Here is an 18,772-nt window from a genome sequence, read left to right as displayed (position 1 = left end):
ATGACGTGCCCAGCCCGGCGATTGGGGCTTGACCTTGAGTGCGAGGTGCTACCGTGTTCGGATCGGCCGGGCGCGTTATGTGCCCGGCTTTTCAAGGCCGACAAGCACCTCGCAAGAGGCTCAAGGTCAAGCCCCAATCGCAATCGTCGCGAAGCGGCGATGACTTGACCCGGCTCGTCCAAGGCCTGAGCAACCACCCTCGCAAGGTGACCGCTCGCATGGCAGGCGACCCCTCCGCTGGAACTCGCGCCAGCCGACGCAAGCCAACCCGCCCGCACGGCACTCGCCCACCCTCGCAAGGCGACCGCCCGCATGGCAGACGACCCTCCGCTGAACCCGCGCCAGCCCACGCAAGCCACCCCGCCCGCACGGGGCACCCACCCCTACGCGTTCTCCCGAAACTTCAACCAGCGCGAGCTGAGCCCATCCCAAATCTCCTGATACTGCTGAAACATGGCCCGCACCCGCTCCGGATCAACCTCCTCAGCCGGCCGCGAAGCCAGGTAGTAGTCGAGATCATCACGCAGCCGGTGGAACTTGTAGCTGGCCTCCTCCATCAACACCCACAACGACCGCCAAGCGAAGAACGGCTCCAGCGCGGAAACCACCGTCACCACCGCGATCAGCGAGAACGCCGTCCCAGTCCAGGGATCGAGGTTCTGCAACCCGAGGATGATCGTCGACGCGGCCGAAAGGACCAGCGTGGTCAGCCGCACGGCCACCGACTTCCACCGGAACCGATGCTTCCGCGACCGGGCGTACGTGTGCCCCCGCGTGATCTGGTCACGGAGGTGCTGGGCGAGCTCGAGCGGCTTCAGGCCGGACGGCATTCGGGTAACTTCAAGCGGCTTGGAGCCGGACGGCAAGTCGGTCACGCGGGCGAGAATAAACACCAGGTACGTTCCCCGGCGTGCAGTTCGACGGACCCAGGACCCTGCTCGCCGTTCACGCCCACCCCGGCGACGAGTCGACGACGACCGGCGGCATGCTCGCCCACTACGCCAGACTCGGCGCCAGAACCGTCGTGGTGACCGCGACGAACGGCGAGTTCGACGACGCACCGAGCGGAGCCACCCCTGGCGAGATCGGCCACCACCCCAAAGCCGTGGCCGCGCACCGCAAACTGGAACTGCAAGCCGCTTGCGAAGCACTCAACGTCGCCGACCTGGAACTGCTGGGATACCACGACTCCGGCAGCACGGGCGAGGCCCCGGAAGGCGGCTTCTGCACGATCCCCGTGGAGACCGCGGCGGGCCGGCTGGCCGCGCTCATCGAGCACTACCGGCCCCAGGTCGTGGTCACGCACTACAGCTCGCACCGCGACCACATGCACGTGATCCGGGTGGCGAAACTAGCTGTCTACCGCACCGGCATCCCGGCCAAGCTCTACCTCACCGCGAAAGACGGGTCCACCACGATCGACATCAGCGAGGTCGCGGACATCAAGCGCAAGGCGTTGCAGTGCCACGCCAGCCAGCAGGTGCACGGGGCGTTCGGGGTGCAGGAGCACTACTTCCGCGACCTCGACACGACGAACGCCCCGTTGCCGGAGACCGATCTGTTCGCGGGTATCACGAACTACGGGCCGGACCTGCCTCGTTAGAGCGGGAGAGCGGACAGCAGGCCCTGCGCGAGCGAAGAAACCTGGCCGAGCAGACCGCTGGCCTGGTTGACGAGACCCATGACCGTGTCCATCAGTGCACCCATCGGTGGGAACCTCCCCGACAAACCCCGGCGAGCGGATCCCGCCGGGTGTTGCCGGAGATCAAAGCGCTAGCACACCAAAACCGCGCGCCAGGTCACACCATTGAGCTAAATGGACAGTCTCAAATGGACCTCAGCGACGCCCCAGGGACGTACAGGTGAAACCGGCGCGGCGGATGACGTCCGGGTCCAAAATGTTCCGCAGATCCACCACGACGGGCTGCCGCACGGTCTCGGCCAGACGAGCCCAGTCCAGCGAGCGGAAGTCGGGCCACTCGGTCAGCACGACCAGCGCGTCGACGTCCTTCGCGACCTGGTACGGATCGTCCACAAGGGACACCGAGCCGAGGTCCGTGCCACCCGACAACGCCGGGTCGTACCCCACGAGCTCAGCACCCGCCTGACGCAACAACGCAGCAACCGCGAGAGCCGGCGAGTCGCGCAGGTCGTCCGTCCCGGCCTTGAACGTCAGGCCCAGCAGGCCGAGGCGCACGTGCGACAGTGAGCCGCCGCGCTTGCCGGTGACGGCGAGACGGACCTTCTCGACCATCCGCTGGCGCTGGCGCTCGTTGGTGTCGATCGTGGCGCGCAGCAGGCGGAACTCGAAGTCGGCGGCGTCCGCGACCTGGAGCATCGCGTGCGTGTCCTTGGGCAGGCAGGAGCCGCCCCAGCCGGGGCCGGGCGACAGGAACGCCTGGCCGATGCGCTTGTCGTAGCCCATGCCCTCGGTCACGTCGGTGATGTTCGCGCCGAGCCGCTCGCACAGCTCCGCGACCGCGTTGACGTACGAGAGCTTCATCGCCAGGAAGCAGTTCGCCGCGTACTTGACCATCTCGGCCGAAGCCGCGTCGGTCAGAACCGTAGGCGCGCCAAGGCGTGCGTACAGAGCCGCCACACGCTCAGCAGCGTCCTGCTGGTCGCAACCCACGACGATCCGGTCCGGGTTCAGGAAGTCACGAACCGCCGAACCCTCGCGCAAGAACTCGGGGTTCGACACGACGGCAACGTCGTCACGCCGCAACAACTCCGCGGTCCGCACAGCGGTACCGACAGGCACGGTCGACTTGTTGACGATCACACAACCGGACGGCAGCAGGTCGCGCGTCTCGTCCACAACGGACTCAACCGCCGCAAGGTCCGCAATGCCACCGACACCCATCGGCGTTGGCACGCAAAGGAAAACAACCTCGGCGTCGGCCACCGCGGCAGAGGCCCCGAGCACGAACGACAACCGGCCGGACGCGAGACCCTCCGCGACCAGCTCGGCGAGACCGGGTTCGAGGATGTCGACCTCGCCGCGCGACAGCCGTTCGACCTTCCCGGCGTCGACGTCCGCGCAGACCACCGCGTGGCCCAGGGACGCGAGGCAGGCGCCGGTGGTCAGACCGACGTAGCCGGTGCCGACGACCGCGATCCTTCTGACGAACATCATTCTCCCGTTCGGTTCACGGCGAACGCGCGGAGCACGGCGTCGTCGCTCACGTCGATCATCTTGTTGCCCCACTGGTCGGTGCCCGCAGCCAGCGAGGGCCTGCCTTCGGGGAACGGGCCGCGCGAGACGAAGCCGGTCAGCCCGTCGAACACCGCCACGTAGTTCTCGGCCTGCGGGCGCCAGTCGAGCACCGCCTCGCAGCGGCGCCGGCCCTCGAAGCCGAGGCGCGCGCGGCGTTCCGCGTCGTCCAGCAGGTCGAGCAGCGACGTGGTGAACGCCTCGACGTCACCCGGCTCGACCAGGACGGCGCACTCGCCGGCGGACACCACGGTCTCCGTCAGCCGGTACGTGACGACCGGCAGCGCGTAGGCCATGTACTCCATGGTCTTGTTCATAGTGGACACGTCGTTCAAAGGCGACAACGGATCCGGGCCGAGCCCGACGGAGGCCGTGGACAGGTAACGGGTGATCTGTTCGGGCCCAACACGTCCGGTGAACTCGACGTACGGGTCGAGCCCCCACGCCGTGGCCTGCTTCTTCAGGTCTTCGAGGCAGTCGCCGAAGCCCAGCAGCGCGAACCGGACGTCGGTGCGGCCGCGGTCGAAAACGACCCTGCGAGCCACTTCCAGGACGCCGTCGACGCCGTCCTGCGGGCCCATGATTCCGAGATACGCAACGAGATGTTTGCCGCCGCGTCGGAGTTCGTCCACGCCCTCGACAGGTCTCATCACGGTGGTGTCCGGGCCGGAGCGCACGACGCTGGTGTGCTCGGGCGGCACGGAACCGCGCGTCCACGCGATCTTCTGGTACGAGGTGTTGGTCGACGTCACCCGGTTGGCCGTGCGGAACGTCCGGCGCTCCAGCCACTTCAGGATCCGGTACTGCGCCTTGCCCGCGAGACCCTTGGGCTCGCCGAACCGCGACAGGAACACCTCGGGGTTGAGGTCGTGGTGGTCGAAGACGAACTTCACGCCACCCAGCCGCCACAGCAGCGCGAGCGCCCAGTACGTGTCCGGCGGGTTGCACGCCTGCATCACGTCGAACCGCCGGCGTGCGCGCACCTTCACGCTCAGCAACGCCGTGCGCACCCAGCAGTACAGGAACTCCCACGCGTACCCCAGCACACCTTCGGCCTGGGGCGGCGGAGCGTACTTGTACAGGTGCACTCCGTCGAGAAGTTGGTAAGCGGGATCACCAGGTCCCTTGGGGCAGATCACCGAAACCTCGTAACCCGCGGCGGTGAGAGCGCGGCATTCCAGCCACACCCGGCGGTCCAGCGGCACGGGGAGGTTCTGCACGATGATCAACACGTGCGGCGATGACGTCACGCCTTTGTTCTCGCTCCAGAGGGCAAAACGGTTACAGCTCCGCTGAATCTCGTAACGGAGGTTCCAAAACGCTCGATGTAGCGGGCACAAGCCCCAAAGCGAGGAGCGGTTGTGGAGCGGTCACCTGTCGCGGTGGTCATCGTCACTTACCAGAGCGAACAGGTCATCGCCGGATGCCTGGACTCGCTGCCCGACGACGTCAAGGTCGTCGTGGTCGACAACGCTTCCACCGATGGCACTGTGGCGGCCGCCACTCGCCCCGGCGTGGAAATCCTGCGCAACCCGGTCAACGCCGGATTCGCCGCGGGCGTGAATCTGGGCATCAAAGCCGCCCCCGGACACGACGTTCTCGTGCTCAACGCCGACATCCGGTTGCACCCCGGAGCCATCGCGACACTCCGCGCTGCCGACCGGCCGATCGTCGTTCCCCGTCTGGTCGACGAGAACGGCGCCCTGCACCACTCGCTGCGCCGCAAGCCCCGCGCTCTGGGCGCCTTCGCCGAGGCGCTCATCGGCGGCGGCCGCGCCGGCCGGATCGGGCTCGGCGAGACGGTCGTCGGCGACGTGGCCTACCAGGGCGCGCACGCCGCCGACTGGGCCACGGGCTGCGCGTGGCTGATCAAAAGGGAAGTCATCGAGCAGCACGGCCTTTTGGACGAACGGTACTTCCTCTATTCGGAGGAAACCGACTACATGATCAAAGCCGGCGGCGTCTGGTTCGAGCCCCGCGCCACCGCCACGCACATCGGCGGCGAGGTCTCCACGAACGCCCGGCTGTGGTCGATGCTCACCGCGAACAAGGTCCGGCTGCACCGCGAGCAGCACGGCCGGTTCGCCGCGTTCTTCATGTGGCTCGCGATGGTCGTGAACGAGGGCCTGCGCTCCCGTTCGCCGAAGCACCGCACGGCGTTGAAGGGACTCTTCGGGATGCGGCGCTGGCCGGAGGAAGTGGCCTCGGAAGGGCCCGCCTACCTGTGCTTCTCCGCGCAGGACTGGTGGTACCACAACCGGGCGCACTCGGACTTCCAGCTGCTGCGCCGGGTCGCGAAGCACCGCAAGGTGTTGCTGGTCAACAGCATCGGCCTGCGGATGCCCTCACCCGGCAAGAGCACCCAGTTCCTGCGCCGGATCTTCCGCAAGGCCAAGAGCGTCGCGATGCTGGTGCGCCAGCCGATCCCGGAGACGCCGAACTTCTACGTGATGACGCCCGCTCCCCTGCCGTTCTACGGCAAGCCGTGGCTGCGCAAGCTGAACTCGGTGCTGGTCCGCACCCAGGTTCGCGCGGTGTGCTTCTTCCTGCGGATGGGCACGCCGGTCGTCGTCGCCACCATCCCCACGGCATGGGATGTCGTGAAGCCCATGCGGCACAGGGGTCTGGTCTTCAACCGCTCGGACCGGCACTCGGCGTTCCCCGAGGCCGACCAGGGCACCATCGCCGCGCTGGAGAACCAGCTGCTGTCCAATTCGGACACCGTGCTCTACGTTTCCCGCGCCCTCCAGGAAGAGGAATCCAAGCTGACGGGCAACCGCGCGCACTTCCTCGACCACGGCGTGGACGTCGACCACTTCACCCGCCGCGACGAACTGCCCGCGGACATCGCCTCGATTCCGGGGCCGCGCATCGGGTTCTTCGGCAGCCTCGACGACTACCTGGTGGACTTCGACCTGATCGAACGGGTCGCGCAGGAGTTCCCCGAGGCGTCTGTGGTGCTGATCGGTGACGCCACCTGCTCGATGGAGCGGTACGAGAAGTACCCCAACGTGCACTGGCTGGACTTCCGCACCTACGACACGATTCCCGGCTACGGCTCCGGGTTCGACGTGGCGCTGATGCCGTGGCTCGACAACGACTGGATCAAGCACGCGAACCCGATCAAGATGAAGGAGTACCTGGCACTCGGCCTGGCCGTCGTGTCCACGGACTTCCCCGAGGTCGAGCGGTACGAAGACGTCATCCGGATCGCCAAGGGCGAGGCGGACTTCATCGACCAGATCAGGCTGACGTTGAAGGACGGCGGCCTGAAGACCCCCGCTGAACGGCGTGCGGCCGTGCTGACCGCGTCGTGGGACTCCCGCGCCCGTGAACTGATGCAGCTCGCGGAGGACCGGTAACCATGTGCGGAATCGCAGGCATCAGACGGTTCGACGGCGCGCCGGTCTCGCGCGAGCTGCTCGCGGAGATGGCGAAGCGGCTGCACCACCGCGGCCCGGACGACAGCGGCTTCTGGTCGGACGGCTCGATCGGATTCGCCCACACCCGGCTGTCGATCATCGACCTGGCCGGCTCGCCGCAGCCGATGGCGGGCGCGTCGGGCACCACGCAGATCGCGTTCAACGGCGAGATCCTGAACTACAAGCAGCTGCGCACCGCGCTCGCGTACCCGTTCAAGACGAACGGCGACACCGAGGTGCTGCTGGCGCTGTACGAACAGCACGGCCCGGCGGGGGTCGAGAAGCTGCGCGGCCAGTTCGCGTACGCCATCCACGACGCCAAGACCGGCGAGACGCACCTGTTCCGCGACCGTCTGGGCATCCTGCCGCTGTACTACTACTCGGACCCGAAGATGTTCGCCTTCGCGTCCGAGATCAAGGCGCTGCTGCCCGCGATCGGGTCGGCCGAGGTCGACCAGGAGTCGCTGCACGACTACCTGGCGCACCGGTCGGTACCCGCGCCCTACACGCTGGTTCGCGGCGTCCGGAAGGTGCCGCAGGGCCACCACCTGGTCGTTTCCGCCAACGGCGAGGTGCGCACCGAGGCGTACTGGGAGCTGCCGCGCGAGTCGCAGATCCGCTCGGTCACCCCGGAAGAGGCCGTCCGGCTGGTCGACGAAGCGCTCACGGCGTCGGTCCGCGACGCGCTGGTGGCGGACGTGCCGGTCGGCGCGTACCTGTCCGGTGGCGTGGACTCGTCGCTGATCACCGCGCTGGTGGCACGCGAACGCAACGGCGCGCCCCTCCACACGTTCTCCGCGGGTTTCGGCGACCCTCGCGTCGACGAGCTGCACTGGGCCGAGAAGGTGGCCGGGATCGTCGGCAGCGTGCACCACAACGTGGTCGTCACGGCCGATGACTTCCGCGACAGCTGGGCGAAGCTGTCCTGGCACCGCGACGCGCCGCTGTCCGAACCGGCCGACGTCGCCGTGTTCCGGCTCGCCGAGCTGGCTCGCCGGGACGTGAAGGTCGTGCTGTCCGGTGAGGGCAGCGACGAGCTGTTCGGTGGCTACCCGAAGTACCGCTTCGCAACCGCTACCCGTCTGGCCGGTGCCGCGCCTTCGTTTGCTTTGAAGCGCTTGGAAAAGGCCCTGCCGGCGTCCAAGGCCCGGCTGGGCATCGCGTTGCGCGCGATCGCCGAACCCACTTACGCCGAACGGATGCGCGGCTGGTTCGCGCCGTTCACCGTAGCGGAACGCGCCGCGTTGCTGGGCGGGCCGGCGACCCGGTCCGTGCTGGCACCGTACGAGAACGGACGCGGGGACGCGTTGCGGCGCATGCTCTACGCCGACTCGCACACGTGGCTCGCGGACAACCTGCTGGAACGCGGCGACCGCATGTCGATGGCCGCGTCGCTGGAGCTGCGCCCGCCGTTCCTCGACCACCGGGTCGCCGAGCTCGCGTTCTCGTTGCCCAGCAACGTGAAGGTGCGCGGCGGCAGGACCAAGTGGGTCGTCAAGGAGGTGGCGCGCCAGCACCTGCCGGCCGACATCGTCGACCGCCCCAAGTCGGGCTTCAAGGTGCCGCTGGACGCCTGGTTCCGCGACGGCCTGCGGGACATGGCCTACGACCTGCTGACCGGCCCCACGTCGTTCGTGGGCAAGACCTTCGACCGGGCCGCGGTGCGTTCGCTGCTCGACGACCACGACTCGGGTGACCGCAACGAGCAGCCGCGCATCTGGACGCTGCTGTCGCTCGAGGTGTGGCACCAAACGCTCAGCTGGTAGGTCTCATGTACGTCGCCTCCTCCCGCCCCGCCAAGACCGACTTCCGCAAACGGTTGCCGAGCACGGTCTTCGCGCTGGGCACGGTCAGCCTGCTGACCGACATCTCGGCCGAGATGATCACGGCGTTCCTGCCGGTGTACCTGCTCTTCACCCTCCAGCTGGGCTACGCGCAGTTCGGCCTGCTGGACGGCATCTACACGGGTGCCACCGCAGTGCTCCGGCTGGTCGGCGGCGGCATCTCGGACAAGTTCCGCAGGCCCAAGGCCGTCGCGGCCACGGGCTACGGGCTTTCCGCCGCCACCAAGGTGTTCTTCCCGTTGGTGGGCGCCTCACCGTTCGGCATCGGCGCACTGATGGCGGCGGACCGGGCAGGCAAGGGCATCCGGACGGCACCGCGCGACGCGATGATCTCGCTGGCCACGCCGGAGGACCGGCTCGGGGCGGCGTTCGGCGTGCACCGCAGCATGGACACGTTCGGCGCGCTGCTCGGGCCGCTCATCACGTTCCTGCTGCTCGCCCAGATCGGGATGGTGCCGGGGCCGATCTTCGCGGTGTCCGCGGCGTTCGCGGTCATCGGGCTGATCGTGCTGATCTCGTTCGTGCGCGAGACACCGGTCAAGGAGAAGCCCAAGGGGCCGCGGCCGTCGTTCAAGGCAGGTCTCAACCTGCTCACCGACAAGCACTTCCGCCGCACCACGATCTCGGCCGGCATGCTCGGCCTGGCCACCGTCTCGGACGCGTTCGTGTACGTGCTGGTGCAGAAGGCCACGAACATCTCGCTCGGCTACCTGCCTCTGCTCCCGCTCGGCACGGCGGTCGTCTTCCTCGCGGCCGCCGCGCCCCTCGGGAAGCTCGCGGACCGCATGGGCCGCTGGCGGATGTTCCTCGTCGGTCACGGGCTGCTGCTGGGCGTGTACGCGCTGCTGTTCATCCCGGAAGGCGGGATGGGCATCGCGATCGCGGCACTCCTGCTGCACGGCCTGTTCTACGCGGCCACGGACGGCGTGCTGTCGGCCAAGGTGAGCGAGTCGGCGCCGGAGTCACTGCGGGCGTCCGGGCTTTCCGTGGTCCAGACGGGTCAGGCGCTGGGCCGTCTCGTTTCATCCGTCGCTTTTGGACTGCTGCTGCAGTACGCGAGCTTTGAAACGGGCGTGACGGTGGCGCTGTGTGCGCTCACCGTCACCCTCGTCGTAGCTGCGTTGAATCAAAGCGATCTGGGCTTGTTCCGCTCACGAGAAAAGCGCTCGTGAGCGGAACAGGCGGAATCAACCGCGAGCGGCAAGCTTCTGCTTGATGGCCTCGAAGCCACCCTTGCCGAGCACCTTCATGGCCGCGTTCTTCGCGGCCACCCGGCCGGAGTCGCGCACGAACCGGACGGGCTGAGACACCAGACGGTCCTGCGCCACCGCTCCCAGCCCCGGCTCGGCAACGTCGTCCAGCGAGTCGCCGAACGCCGCCTTGTAGGGCTCGGGCGAGACCAGCCGGCCCCGCGTGCGGTTCGACACATTGCCGCCGTGCACGACCTGCAGCCAGCCCGGCGCGCCGCCCAGCTCCACGACCGGGAAGTGCAGGTGCATGTGGTTGTGCCAGTGCGCCCAGCACGTGACCGGCTCGTCCCAGGTCTCGCGGACCGAGACGAACGCGTTGTGCCGGTCCACCCGGTGGTAGAGGCCGCCCGGGGACTTGATCAGGCCGTTGACCAGGTAGTACGCCGCCGTGGTCGTCGGCCGGGGCGCGGCGCAGAGCCGTTCCACGAAGTCGACGGAGAGACCGTCGTCGTTGTCCAGGTTCGTGGTGATGAGCTCGTCGCCGGTCTGGGAGAAAAGCGACCGGATGTCCGATCTGAGCTCTTCCCGCGAGACTTCCGCACGGTAAACGGGCGTGTACGCGTCACCGTGTTCGGCGATTTTGTCCTTGAGCCATTTCGGTGATTCGGGGTCGAAATAGATGAGCCAACGCGTCCGTTTGTCCGTCTGCGCGAGCACCGATGGCAGGCAGTAGCGCTCGAACAGCGCGACGCGTTCGGTGAGCCATCCTTCCTTCGCCCGCACGTAACTTTCGGCGCCCTTCGACGGCAGGTTGAAGCGCGTCAGGATGACGTGGTCCATGACTCCCCTTACTCCGGTCACCCGTACATCGCCCGATGGGCCCAAAACGTTGCGGGGCTAACGAAAGCGGCGCCAGACCGATAGCTAGGTTGTGCCAACGCTTCCCACAGTGGACGTCGTGATCCCCTGTTACAACTACGCCCACTTCCTACCGGTCTGCGTACGCAGTGTCCTGGACCAGCCCGGTGTGGACGTGCGGGTGCTTGTGATCGACGACACGTCATCGGACAACACCCCAGAGGTCATGGCCGAACTGATGGCCGCCGACAAGCGCGTCGAGGGCTACCGGCACGAGGTGAACAAGGGGCACATCGCCACCTACAACGAGGGCCTGCTGGACTGGGCGAGCGCCGACTACACGGTGCTGCTGTCCGCGGACGACCTGCTGGCGCCCGGTGCGCTTCAGCGCGCGGCCGCGGTCTTCGAGCAGAACCCGGACGTGGGCATGGTGTACGGCCGCGTTGTGTACTACAGCGACCACGACGCGTTGCCGAAGGTCACCCAGCTGCCGACCACCTCGAAGGTCTGGCGCGGTGAGCAGTGGATCGAGAACCGCTTCCGCAGCAGCCGCAACGTGATCTCCTCGCCGGAGGTCGTGGTGCGCACCAAGATCCAGCAGAAGGTCGGCGGTTACCGCGCCGACCTGCCGCACGCCGGCGACCTGGAGATGTGGCTGCGCATCGCGGCCGTGTCGGACATCGGGTACGTCAGCGGCAAGCCCGGCGCGTACTACCGGGTCCACGAGAACTCCATGATGCGCACGACGTTCAAGTCGGTGTTCGCCGATCTGGAGCAGCGCCGGGACGTGTTCGACCTCGTGCTGGAGGAGAACCCCGGACTGCCCGCCAGGCTGAAGCCGTTGGCGCGCAAGGCTATTGCGGGTGACGCGCTGTGGCGCGCGGTTCGGTTGCACGACCGGGACCAGCTCGACGGCACCGAGAAGGAGCTGCTCGACTTCGCCCGTGAGACCTACCCGCAGCTGGAAGAACTGCCGGAGTACCGGGCGTTGTCGCGCCGGCAGAAGTTCAGCCCGTCGTTCCTGAGCCGTACTCAGTTGTTCCTCGCACCGCACGCTTACAAGCGCGCGAAGCTGTGGGTCGGCACGCAGCGCTGGAAGTGGCGGGGCGAGTGGTGAGCACAGTCGAACAGGACAAGGGGCAGCTCGAAGGCCGGGTTTCCAGCGCCATCCGCTGGAGCGCCGTCAACTCCCTGCTCCAACGTCTCGCGGCCGTCGGCTTCAGCGTCCTGCTGGCCCGTCTCATCGCTCCCGAGCAGTTCGGCGTCTTCGCGGTCGCCCTGGTCGTGCTCAACATCGTGCTGAGCGTCTCGGAACTCGGCGTCAGCGCGGCGTTGGTCCGCACCAACGACCCGGTCGAGAAGATGGCGCCGACCGTCACGACGCTGTCGCTCGCGTCGGGCACGCTGCTGGCGTTGATCTGCGTGGTCGGCGCGCCGTGGTTCTCGAACGCGATGGACACCCCCGAGGCCACGGGCGTCATCCAGCTCATGTCGATCGCTCTGGTGATCGCCGGCGCGACCGCAGTGCCGGGCGCGATGATGCAGCGGAACTTCCGGCAGGACCACAAGTTCTACGCCGACACGGCCGCGTTCGTCTGTGGCACCGCGGTCGCCGTCGTGCTGGCGCTGATGGGTTTCGGCGCGTGGAGCCTCGCGTGGCAGCGGATCGCGCAGAACCTGTCCGCCGCGATCATCATGTTCTGGCTCACCAAGGACCGGTTCCGGCCGGGCTGGGACCGCGAGCAGGCCAGGCAGCTGCTGTCGTTCGGCCTGCCGCTGGCCGGGTCGAGCCTGCTGATCTTCGGCGTGATGAACGTCGACTACATCGTGGTCGGCTCGATGCTGGGCACCGTGTCGCTGGGCTTCTACCTGCTGGCGTTCAACCTCGCGAGCTGGCCGGTGTCGGCGTTCTCCGCGCCGGTCAGGTCCGTGTCGCTGGCCGCGTTCTCCAAGGTGCGCGAGGACCCGGAGCTGTTCCAGAGGTCGTTCGGCCGCGCGCTGGGCCTGCTGGCGCTCGTCACGGTGCCCGCGTGCGTGCTGCTGGCCGCACTGGCCGACCCGCTGATCCGCGTGGTCTACGGCGAGCGCTGGGCACCCGCGGCGGCCGCGCTGGCATTGCTGGTGTTGCTCGGCGCGGTGAGAGTCGCCCTGGAGCTCGGCTACGACTACCTGGCCTCCGCCGGGCGGTCGCGGGCGATCCTGGTGATCCACCTGGTGTGGCTGGGCGCGCTGGTGCCGTTGCTGGCGCTGGGTGCGAAGCTCGACGGCATCCGCGGGGTCGCGGTGGCGCACGTGATCGTCGGCGTCCTGATCATCACGCCCGCGTACCTGATCGCGTTCAAGCCGTACGGGGTGCGGGCGGGTGCTTTGGGCGCCCGGCTGCTGCGGCCGTTCCTCGGTGGCGTGCTGATGGTCGCCGTGGTGCTCGCGGTGCGGAACATGATCGACGGCGAGCTGCTGCAGATCCTCGTCGGCGGCACGCTGTCGTGCCTCGCCTACGCGGCCGTGGTGTTCCCGATGAGACACGAAATCCTTGGCGTGCTGCGGAAGAAGGCCGACGCGTGAGACGACTGAGACAGGTCACCAAGATCGTCCGCGAGCAGGGCGCCCGCCAGCTCGGCATCCGCGTGCTCAACGCCGCCACGCGCCGGTTGGGTGCCGAGGGCGAGGACCTGCCGGTGCGCCTGGAGGACGTCCGCAAGGCCGACGTCGAGTCGCGCAAACCGGTCGTCATCCCGCCGATCCCGCAGGACGGCAAGCTCACGATCAACTGGGTGACCGCTCCCCCGTCCAAGGGATCCGGCGGCCACACCACCATGTTCCGGCTCATCCGGCACCTGGAGTCGCTGGGTCACGAGTGCCGGCTGTACCTGTACGAGACGTTCGGCAACACGGTCGCGGACCTGGAACCCGTGGTGCGGGACGCGTTCCCGTTCTTCAAGGGCTCGATCCACGACGTGACCGAGGGCATGGCCGACGCGCACGCGGTGTTCGCGACGGCGTGGATCACCGCGTACCCGGCGTTCAACGATCCCTGTGCCGGCAAGAGGTTCTACCTCGTGCAGGACTACGAGCCGTGGTTCTACCCGTCGGGCGGGCTCTACGCGCTGGCGGAGAACACCTATCGGATGGGCATGCACGGTTTCACCGCCGGGCGATTCCTCGCCGACAAGGTCCGCGACGAGCACGGCATGCCCGCCGACCACTTCGACTTCGGCTGCGACGCGGACCGCTACCAGCTCGGCAGTGAGAAGCGCGACGGCATCGTGTTCTACGCGCGGCGCAAGGCACCGCGCAGGGCGTTCGAGCTCGGCATGCTCGCGCTGGAGGTCTTCGCCGAGCAGCACCCGGACGTCACCATCCACGTCTACGGCGAGAAGATCGGGCTACCCGGCCCGCAGTTCGTCGACCACGGCCTGGTCACGCCGGACGAGCTGAACTCCATCTACAACCGTTGCTTCGCCGGGTTGTCACTGTCGATGACCAACGTGTCACTGGTGCCGCACGAGATGCTCGCGGCCGGCTGCATCCCCGTGGTGAACGACGCGCACTTCAACCGCGTAGTCCTGGACAACGACCACGTTCGGTACGCGACACCCACCCCGCACTCACTGGCGCGTGCGCTTTCCGACGTGGTCACCTCGCCGAACTTCGACGCGATCGCCCGTGCGGCCGCGTCCAGTGTGGAGGGACGTTCATGGGAGGCCGCCGGTCATGAGCTGGAAAAGGTGCTCCGCCGCGAACTGTCCACATGACTCGCGAGAACGTTCCTCACGTCACTGGGGACGGCGAAGTCGCGTCCGGGATCAGGACCTTCGCGGGCTGCGAGCCGTCGATCGGAACCACGTGAACCGCAGGCAGCTTGGCGTCCTTGGGCACCGCCGCGAACGCCAGCTCGTCGGCGTTCAGCCAGGTGGCCTGGTCGTCGATTCCCGCCGTGCCGGGCAGGCGCTTCTCCGCGTTGGTACCAAGATCGAGCACCGCCAGGTCCCACGGGCCGAGGCGGCCGATGCGCTTCTTGTACGCGACCTTCGTGCCGTCCGGCGAGAGCGACGGGCACTCGGCGTCACGACGCAGCGACGTCACGCTCTTGGTGGTGAGATCGCCCTTCACCAGCCAGGTGAAGCCACCGCTGGCGAGCGTCGCGTAGAACGTCTTGTCGTCGGAACCCACCGTCAGGCCCCAGTAGTTGATGTCACGCGCGGTGAGCGGAGCACCCTCCACAGTGGCGGCGAAGTGCTCCAGCGACTCGGCGGACTCCCCCGTGCGCACGTCGTAGAAACCGGTGCGGGTGGAGAACCCGCCGGGCACCGAGTACGAGTCGCCGGTGACGAAACTGGTCCACGACACCACGTTCCCGGACCGCGAGACCTTCGCGCGGCTCGGGATGCCGGGCAGTGCGACGGTCTTCACGAGCTTGCCGTCGCGGCTGATCTCGGCGGCGTAGGACGGGCCGGGACCGGACAGCTTGAGGCACACGCTGGTGCCGGCCGCGGTGAAGAAGCGCTGGCAGGCGAGCTCGGTCGGGGTGCGCGCGCCGCCCTCGGCGAGCTTCTCGACCCGGTTCTGCCCGCCCGCGAGGTCGACGAAGAGCAGGTCACCGGTCTTGGCCTGCGACACGTGCTCGGCGCCTGCCGGCGGTTCGTTCGCGTCGCTGGCCGCCGTGACGACGTAAGCCGTTGTCCCGCCGATGACCACGAGAATGGCCGCGACGGTCACGGTCAGTCGTCCTGCACGCATGCTGCCTCCTGGATTCCCTTTCCTCATCGCTTGGCAGCTACGGCCTGTAACAGTTGGCAGCTCACCACGATTTTCCAGGCAGGCGATACCCTACGGACATTGGGTTCGCAAGACCGAGCCGCGGATCGGGGATTTTGATGGACTTCTGGGGAACCGTACGAGTGCTGCGGCGGCGGTGGTACATCGCCCTCCCCGCAGTGCTGCTCACCGGTGTCCTCGCGCTGTACGTCTACATCTCGGTGCCGACGCGCTACGAGTCGAGCGGTGTGCTGGTGCTGACCTCCCCCGCGGCCGGCGGACGTTACTCGGAGAAGACCAAGCCGGAGGACGTGGTCAAGGTCAACCCGCTGCTGCAGTTCGACGGCAGCCTGACCACGACCGCGCAGATCCTGACCCAGATCCTCGGTGACCCGAAGACCGCGGTGGAGCTCGCGGGCGAGGGTTCGACGGCCACCTACACCGCGAACACCGGGCCGGTGGGCGGCCCGCTGCTGTTCATCACGACCGAGGCCGACTCGGCCGAGGCGGCGCAGGGTCTGGTCGGCAAGGTGCTCGAAAAGACGATCGCGGAGCTCGCTGGGCAGCAGAAGGCGTTGAACGCTCCAGAACAGACGTTCATCACGGCGCAGACCCTGGTGCAGCCGACGACCGCGTCGGCCAAGATCGGCGGCAAGGTCCGGTACGTCGGCGCGGCCACCGTCGTGTTGCTGCTGCTGACCCTGGCCTCGACCTTCGCGGCCGACTCGATCATGCTGAAGCTCAAGCGCCGCAAGGAGGCCGGAGCGTCCGAAAAGGACGGCGCACCGCTGCCGCCCGCTCCTCCGGCCCGCCAGCACCCGCAGCCGCTGGGTGGTCCGCCCAACGGTGCCGTGCCGGGCGGCGCGATGCCGAACGGTGTCGGTCCGAACGGGCCCGGAGCCCACCGGCCGCCGCAACAGCCGCTGCCGAACGCGCACCAGAAGACCGTGATCATTCCCGCGCCCAAGCCCCCAGACCCGGCATGGCCGACCAAAGACGACTGACGAAGCAGCGTGCCGACGGCGCCACCCTGCTGATCTTCTACCTGCTGGCACTGCTCGTCGTGCCGGCGAGGTTCACGATCGCGTTCGTCCCGATCACACTGCCACCGGCGTTGTTCGTGGCGCTGTGCCTGGCGGTGCTGTGGTTCGCCGCGCACCTCGTCGACCACCTGTCGATCGCCAAGGGCCGCAACGCGGTCCGCACGTTGCTCGCGGTCTACGTGGTCCTGCACCTGATGACGTACGCCATCGCGACGCGCCGCTACCTGCCGGCCGACGAGCTGTCGGTGTCGGACTCGGCGCTGGTCCGGATCGTGGCGATGGCGGCGCTGGCGGTGTTCGTGTGCGACGCGGTCCGCACCCGCGACCGCCTGGACCGGATGCTGCGGGTGATGGTCGGCTGCCTCACGTTCGGCGCGTTCGTCGGCCTGATCCAGTTCGGCCTCGGCCTCGACCTGGCCTCGTACGTGACGCTGCCCGGCCTGCGTGTTCAGGACAACGGCTACTCGGCGCTGGAGTCGCGGTCGATCTTCTTCCGCCCGGCCGGCACGGTGAACCACCCCATCGAGTTCGGCCTGGTCTGCGTGCTGGGCGTGCCGTTCGCCGCGCACTTCGTGTTCCAGGCGAAGGACCGCGGCGAACCGCAGGGCCGCTGGTGGGCGGCGCTGTCGCTGCTGAGCCTGATGTCGATCCTGTCGCTGTCCCGCACGGCGATCATCGGCCTGGTGGTGACGGGCATCGTGCTCGGCGTCCTGCTCCCGCGCAAACGCGGCCTGCCGCTGCTCGGCGTGGGTGCGGTGTTCCTCGGCGGCGCCTCGGCCGTCGTCCCGGGCCTCTTCGGCACGGTGACGTCGATGTTCTCCAACATCGAGGACGACCCGTCGTTCCAGGGCCGCACCAAGGACTACGACGGCGCCTGGCTGGAGATCGCCAAACACCCGTGGCTGGGCCGCGGGTTCGGCACGTTCCTGCCGTCCAAGTACACGATCCTCGACAACCAGTACCTGCTGACGATGATCGAGAACGGCTACCTCGGCCTGCTGGCGTTCGTGCTGCTGTTCATCGGCGGGATCTTCGCGGCGCTGCGGGCCCGCGCGCTGTCCAAGGACGAGGACATCCGCGGGATCGCGGTGTGCCTGGTGGGCGCGATGCTGACCTCGGCGCTCGGTGCGGCGACGTTCGACTCGCTGAGCTTCAGCGTGGCCACCGGGTTGACGTTCCTGCTGATAGGCACGTCCGGGGCGTTGCTGCGGATCGCCAAACAGGAAGCCTCAGCGAGAGCCAAGCCAGCTGATCAGGTCGTGCCAGGCCGGGGCTGAGAACGCGAGGACGTCCCCACTCGCGTTCTTCGAGTCCCGAACCAGCGCGTCGTGAGCCAGGGAGACCTCCACACAGTCGCTGTCGGTCGTGCCACCGCTGTAGGAGCTCTTACGCCAGGTCCGATCGCTGGTCATGAGGATCCTCTCGAAGTCCGCTGACATAGGCCGCCAGCTTGTTCTTCGATTGTTCCTCATCCAAGGCCACCGCATCCAACCGCTCGAAGAGCTTCTTGCTCCACGTGACGGCCAAGCTGTCCTGTGCGAAGACCTTGGCCAGATCGGTCTCCGTGTAGGCGAGGGGTGAAGCCTTGCCGAACTCGAACAGCGTGCACTTCGAGTGGAACGCGACTCCCCTGACGCTCGCCGGTACGACTCGCACGACGTGCGCGTTGAAGAGCAGGCGCAGGTACTGGTCTTCCATGACCTTGGCGTCACCGACCTGCATCTGCAATGCAAGTTCATGCACGTAGAACACGCAGTCTGGCCGGTACGGCCGTCGCCAGATGCTCTGCCGCGCCATGCGGCGCTCGACACCCTTCTCGATGTTCTCCAGCGACTCGCACCCGGTCTCCACGAACAACGCGCGAGCGTATGACTCCGTCTGCAGAAGGCCTGGCACGGACAAGATCTCGTAGATCGACATCTTCGTGGCCATCGACTCGACCATGGCGAGCGTGCGCAGGTTGCCCGGTACCTGAGCGAAGTACAGGTCGAACGCGTGGCGGTACCGGTTGCCGAACTCCTGGAGGTAGTCGAGGTTCTTGCCGCACGTCGCCAGGTACTGGGCGAGGTCGACGTCTGAGGCGCGGGCCTTGCCGTTCTCGATGTTCGACACCTTGCTGGGGTCCCACCCCAGCTGGACGGCCATGTCGCGGCAGCCCAGCGTCGTGCTGGCCTCCCTTGTCTTGCGCAGTTCGTCGCCCAGATCCCGGCTGTACGCGGTGGAAATGATCGCGGTCATGGCCCTGCACGCTAGGCGTTGAACCAATTCCAAAGAACGGCTCGTTCGGGTGAAAACGCAACTCCCAGTCCACTGTCAGACCTGGCGCCTAAGCTTGAAATTGGGGGTACCCGGCCGGTGTCGTGTGTGTGGTGCGTGCGCAACGCGCGACACGGCATACGCGCGCATCGAGCGACACGGCACGCACGGCGCCATAGGGCTCTGA

General features: G+C 67.7%; 16 protein-coding genes. 9 read left to right on the top strand and 7 right to left on the bottom strand.

Annotated elements, in window-relative coordinates:
* Positions 1-383 precede the first annotated feature (383 nt).
* Positions 384-875 (bottom strand): SLATT domain-containing protein, encoded by a 492-nt coding sequence (locus LFM09_RS45625; RefSeq protein ID WP_414102898.1) that lies wholly within the window; start codon positions 873-875, stop codon positions 384-386.
* Between the two features lie 35 nt (positions 876-910).
* Here LFM09_RS45625 and LFM09_RS45620 point away from each other — a divergent pair, with 35 nt between their 5' ends.
* The gene (locus tag LFM09_RS45620) at positions 911-1,603 is read left to right on the top strand and encodes a PIG-L deacetylase family protein (protein ID WP_414102897.1); all 693 of its coding nucleotides are present in this window, start codon (positions 911-913) and stop codon (positions 1,601-1,603) included.
* A 234-nt stretch (positions 1,604-1,837) separates the two neighbouring features.
* Here the strand turns inward: LFM09_RS45620 and LFM09_RS45615 are convergent, their stop codons facing one another.
* Both LFM09_RS45615 and LFM09_RS45610 read right to left on the bottom strand, forming a co-directional pair.
* Positions 1,838-3,133 carry a UDP-glucose dehydrogenase family protein gene (locus LFM09_RS45615; RefSeq protein WP_414102896.1) on the bottom strand — a complete coding sequence of 432 codons (1,296 nt, stop codon included), beginning with the start codon at positions 3,131-3,133 and terminating at the stop codon, positions 1,838-1,840.
* A complete protein-coding gene (locus LFM09_RS45610; protein ID WP_414102895.1) occupies positions 3,133-4,464 on the bottom strand; it encodes a glycosyltransferase family 4 protein in 1,332 nt (443 codons plus the stop codon). Before LFM09_RS45610 ends, LFM09_RS45615 begins: the two co-directional genes overlap by 1 nt.
* Before the next feature lie 111 nt (positions 4,465-4,575).
* Here LFM09_RS45610 and LFM09_RS45605 point away from each other — a divergent pair, with 111 nt between their 5' ends.
* From LFM09_RS45605 to LFM09_RS45595, 3 genes are read left to right on the top strand one after another with little or no spacing between them, the layout of a single operon-like run.
* Positions 4,576-6,576, top strand: coding sequence for a glycosyltransferase (locus tag LFM09_RS45605; RefSeq protein WP_414102894.1), 2,001 nt, complete (start codon positions 4,576-4,578; stop codon positions 6,574-6,576).
* A gap of 2 nt (positions 6,577-6,578) precedes the next feature.
* Positions 6,579-8,402: an asparagine synthase (glutamine-hydrolyzing) gene (asnB, locus tag LFM09_RS45600; RefSeq protein WP_414102893.1), complete on the top strand. Its 1,824-nt coding sequence runs from the start codon at positions 6,579-6,581 to the stop codon at positions 8,400-8,402.
* 5 nt (positions 8,403-8,407) lie between these two features.
* Positions 8,408-9,652: an MFS transporter gene (locus tag LFM09_RS45595; RefSeq protein WP_414102892.1), complete on the top strand. Its 1,245-nt coding sequence runs from the start codon at positions 8,408-8,410 to the stop codon at positions 9,650-9,652.
* A gap of 15 nt (positions 9,653-9,667) precedes the next feature.
* Here the strand turns inward: LFM09_RS45595 and LFM09_RS45590 are convergent, their stop codons facing one another.
* Entirely contained in the window at positions 9,668-10,510 is an 843-nt protein-coding gene (locus tag LFM09_RS45590; RefSeq protein WP_414102891.1) for a glycosyltransferase, read from the bottom strand.
* 109 nt (positions 10,511-10,619) lie between these two features.
* Here LFM09_RS45590 and LFM09_RS45585 point away from each other — a divergent pair, with 109 nt between their 5' ends.
* The 3 genes from LFM09_RS45585 to LFM09_RS45575 are packed head-to-tail and all read left to right on the top strand — an operon-like array spanning position 10,620 to position 14,283.
* On the top strand, positions 10,620-11,645 hold the full coding sequence (locus LFM09_RS45585; RefSeq protein ID WP_414102890.1) for a glycosyltransferase: 1,026 nt from the start codon (positions 10,620-10,622) through the stop codon (positions 11,643-11,645).
* Positions 11,642-13,093: a lipopolysaccharide biosynthesis protein gene (locus tag LFM09_RS45580; protein ID WP_414102889.1), complete on the top strand. Its 1,452-nt coding sequence runs from the start codon at positions 11,642-11,644 to the stop codon at positions 13,091-13,093. Before LFM09_RS45585 ends, LFM09_RS45580 begins: the two co-directional genes overlap by 4 nt.
* Positions 13,090-14,283: a glycosyltransferase family 1 protein gene (locus tag LFM09_RS45575; protein ID WP_414102888.1), complete on the top strand. Its 1,194-nt coding sequence runs from the start codon at positions 13,090-13,092 to the stop codon at positions 14,281-14,283. The genes LFM09_RS45580 and LFM09_RS45575 overlap by 4 nt, the downstream gene beginning before the upstream one ends.
* A gap of 16 nt (positions 14,284-14,299) precedes the next feature.
* Here LFM09_RS45575 and LFM09_RS45570 read toward each other — a convergent pair whose 3' ends face one another.
* Complete coding sequence (locus LFM09_RS45570; RefSeq protein ID WP_414102887.1) at positions 14,300-15,268, bottom strand: hypothetical protein; 969 nt, start codon at positions 15,266-15,268, stop codon at positions 14,300-14,302.
* A 137-nt stretch (positions 15,269-15,405) separates the two neighbouring features.
* Between LFM09_RS45570 and LFM09_RS45565 the strand changes: the two genes are divergently transcribed.
* Positions 15,406-16,290, top strand: a complete 885-nt coding sequence (locus tag LFM09_RS45565) for a hypothetical protein (RefSeq protein WP_414102886.1) — start codon at positions 15,406-15,408, stop codon at positions 16,288-16,290.
* Positions 16,269-17,606 carry an O-antigen ligase family protein gene (locus tag LFM09_RS45560; RefSeq protein ID WP_414102885.1) on the top strand — a complete coding sequence of 446 codons (1,338 nt, stop codon included), beginning with the start codon at positions 16,269-16,271 and terminating at the stop codon, positions 17,604-17,606. The genes LFM09_RS45565 and LFM09_RS45560 overlap by 22 nt, the downstream gene beginning before the upstream one ends.
* Here LFM09_RS45560 and LFM09_RS45555 read toward each other — a convergent pair.
* Together LFM09_RS45555 and LFM09_RS45550 are read right to left on the bottom strand one after the other, a co-directional pair.
* Positions 17,559-17,741 (bottom strand): DUF397 domain-containing protein, encoded by a 183-nt coding sequence (locus LFM09_RS45555; protein WP_414102884.1) that lies wholly within the window; start codon positions 17,739-17,741, stop codon positions 17,559-17,561. The genes LFM09_RS45560 and LFM09_RS45555 overlap by 48 nt on opposite strands.
* Positions 17,716-18,567 (bottom strand): helix-turn-helix domain-containing protein, encoded by an 852-nt coding sequence (locus LFM09_RS45550; protein WP_414102882.1) that lies wholly within the window; start codon positions 18,565-18,567, stop codon positions 17,716-17,718. Before LFM09_RS45550 ends, LFM09_RS45555 begins: the two co-directional genes overlap by 26 nt.
* Positions 18,568-18,772: the final 205 nt, after the last annotated feature.

This window comes from Lentzea alba (assembly GCF_047445655.1).
Taxonomy (GTDB): domain Bacteria; phylum Actinomycetota; class Actinomycetes; order Mycobacteriales; family Pseudonocardiaceae; genus Lentzea; species Lentzea alba_A.
This window is presented reverse-complemented; position numbering and strand designations above follow the sequence as displayed.

Excerpts from the sequence above, each read along its gene's own strand:
- LFM09_RS45570 (WP_414102887.1), bottom strand. The coding sequence starts at position 15,268 with ATGCGTGCAGGACGACTGACCGTGACCGTCGCGGCCATTCTCGTGGTC.
- LFM09_RS45555 (WP_414102884.1), bottom strand. The coding sequence starts at position 17,741 with ATGACCAGCGATCGGACCTGGCGTAAGAGCTCCTACAGCGGTGGCACG.
- LFM09_RS45560 (WP_414102885.1), top strand. The coding sequence starts at position 16,269 with ATGGCCGACCAAAGACGACTGACGAAGCAGCGTGCCGACGGCGCCACC.
- LFM09_RS45595 (WP_414102892.1), top strand. The coding sequence starts at position 8,408 with ATGTACGTCGCCTCCTCCCGCCCCGCCAAGACCGACTTCCGCAAACGG.
- LFM09_RS45590 (WP_414102891.1), bottom strand. The coding sequence starts at position 10,510 with ATGGACCACGTCATCCTGACGCGCTTCAACCTGCCGTCGAAGGGCGCC.
- LFM09_RS45565 (WP_414102886.1), top strand. The coding sequence starts at position 15,406 with ATGGACTTCTGGGGAACCGTACGAGTGCTGCGGCGGCGGTGGTACATC.
- LFM09_RS45615 (WP_414102896.1), bottom strand. The coding sequence starts at position 3,133 with ATGTTCGTCAGAAGGATCGCGGTCGTCGGCACCGGCTACGTCGGTCTG.
- asnB (WP_414102893.1), top strand. The coding sequence starts at position 6,579 with ATGTGCGGAATCGCAGGCATCAGACGGTTCGACGGCGCGCCGGTCTCG.
- LFM09_RS45550 (WP_414102882.1), bottom strand. The coding sequence starts at position 18,567 with ATGACCGCGATCATTTCCACCGCGTACAGCCGGGATCTGGGCGACGAA.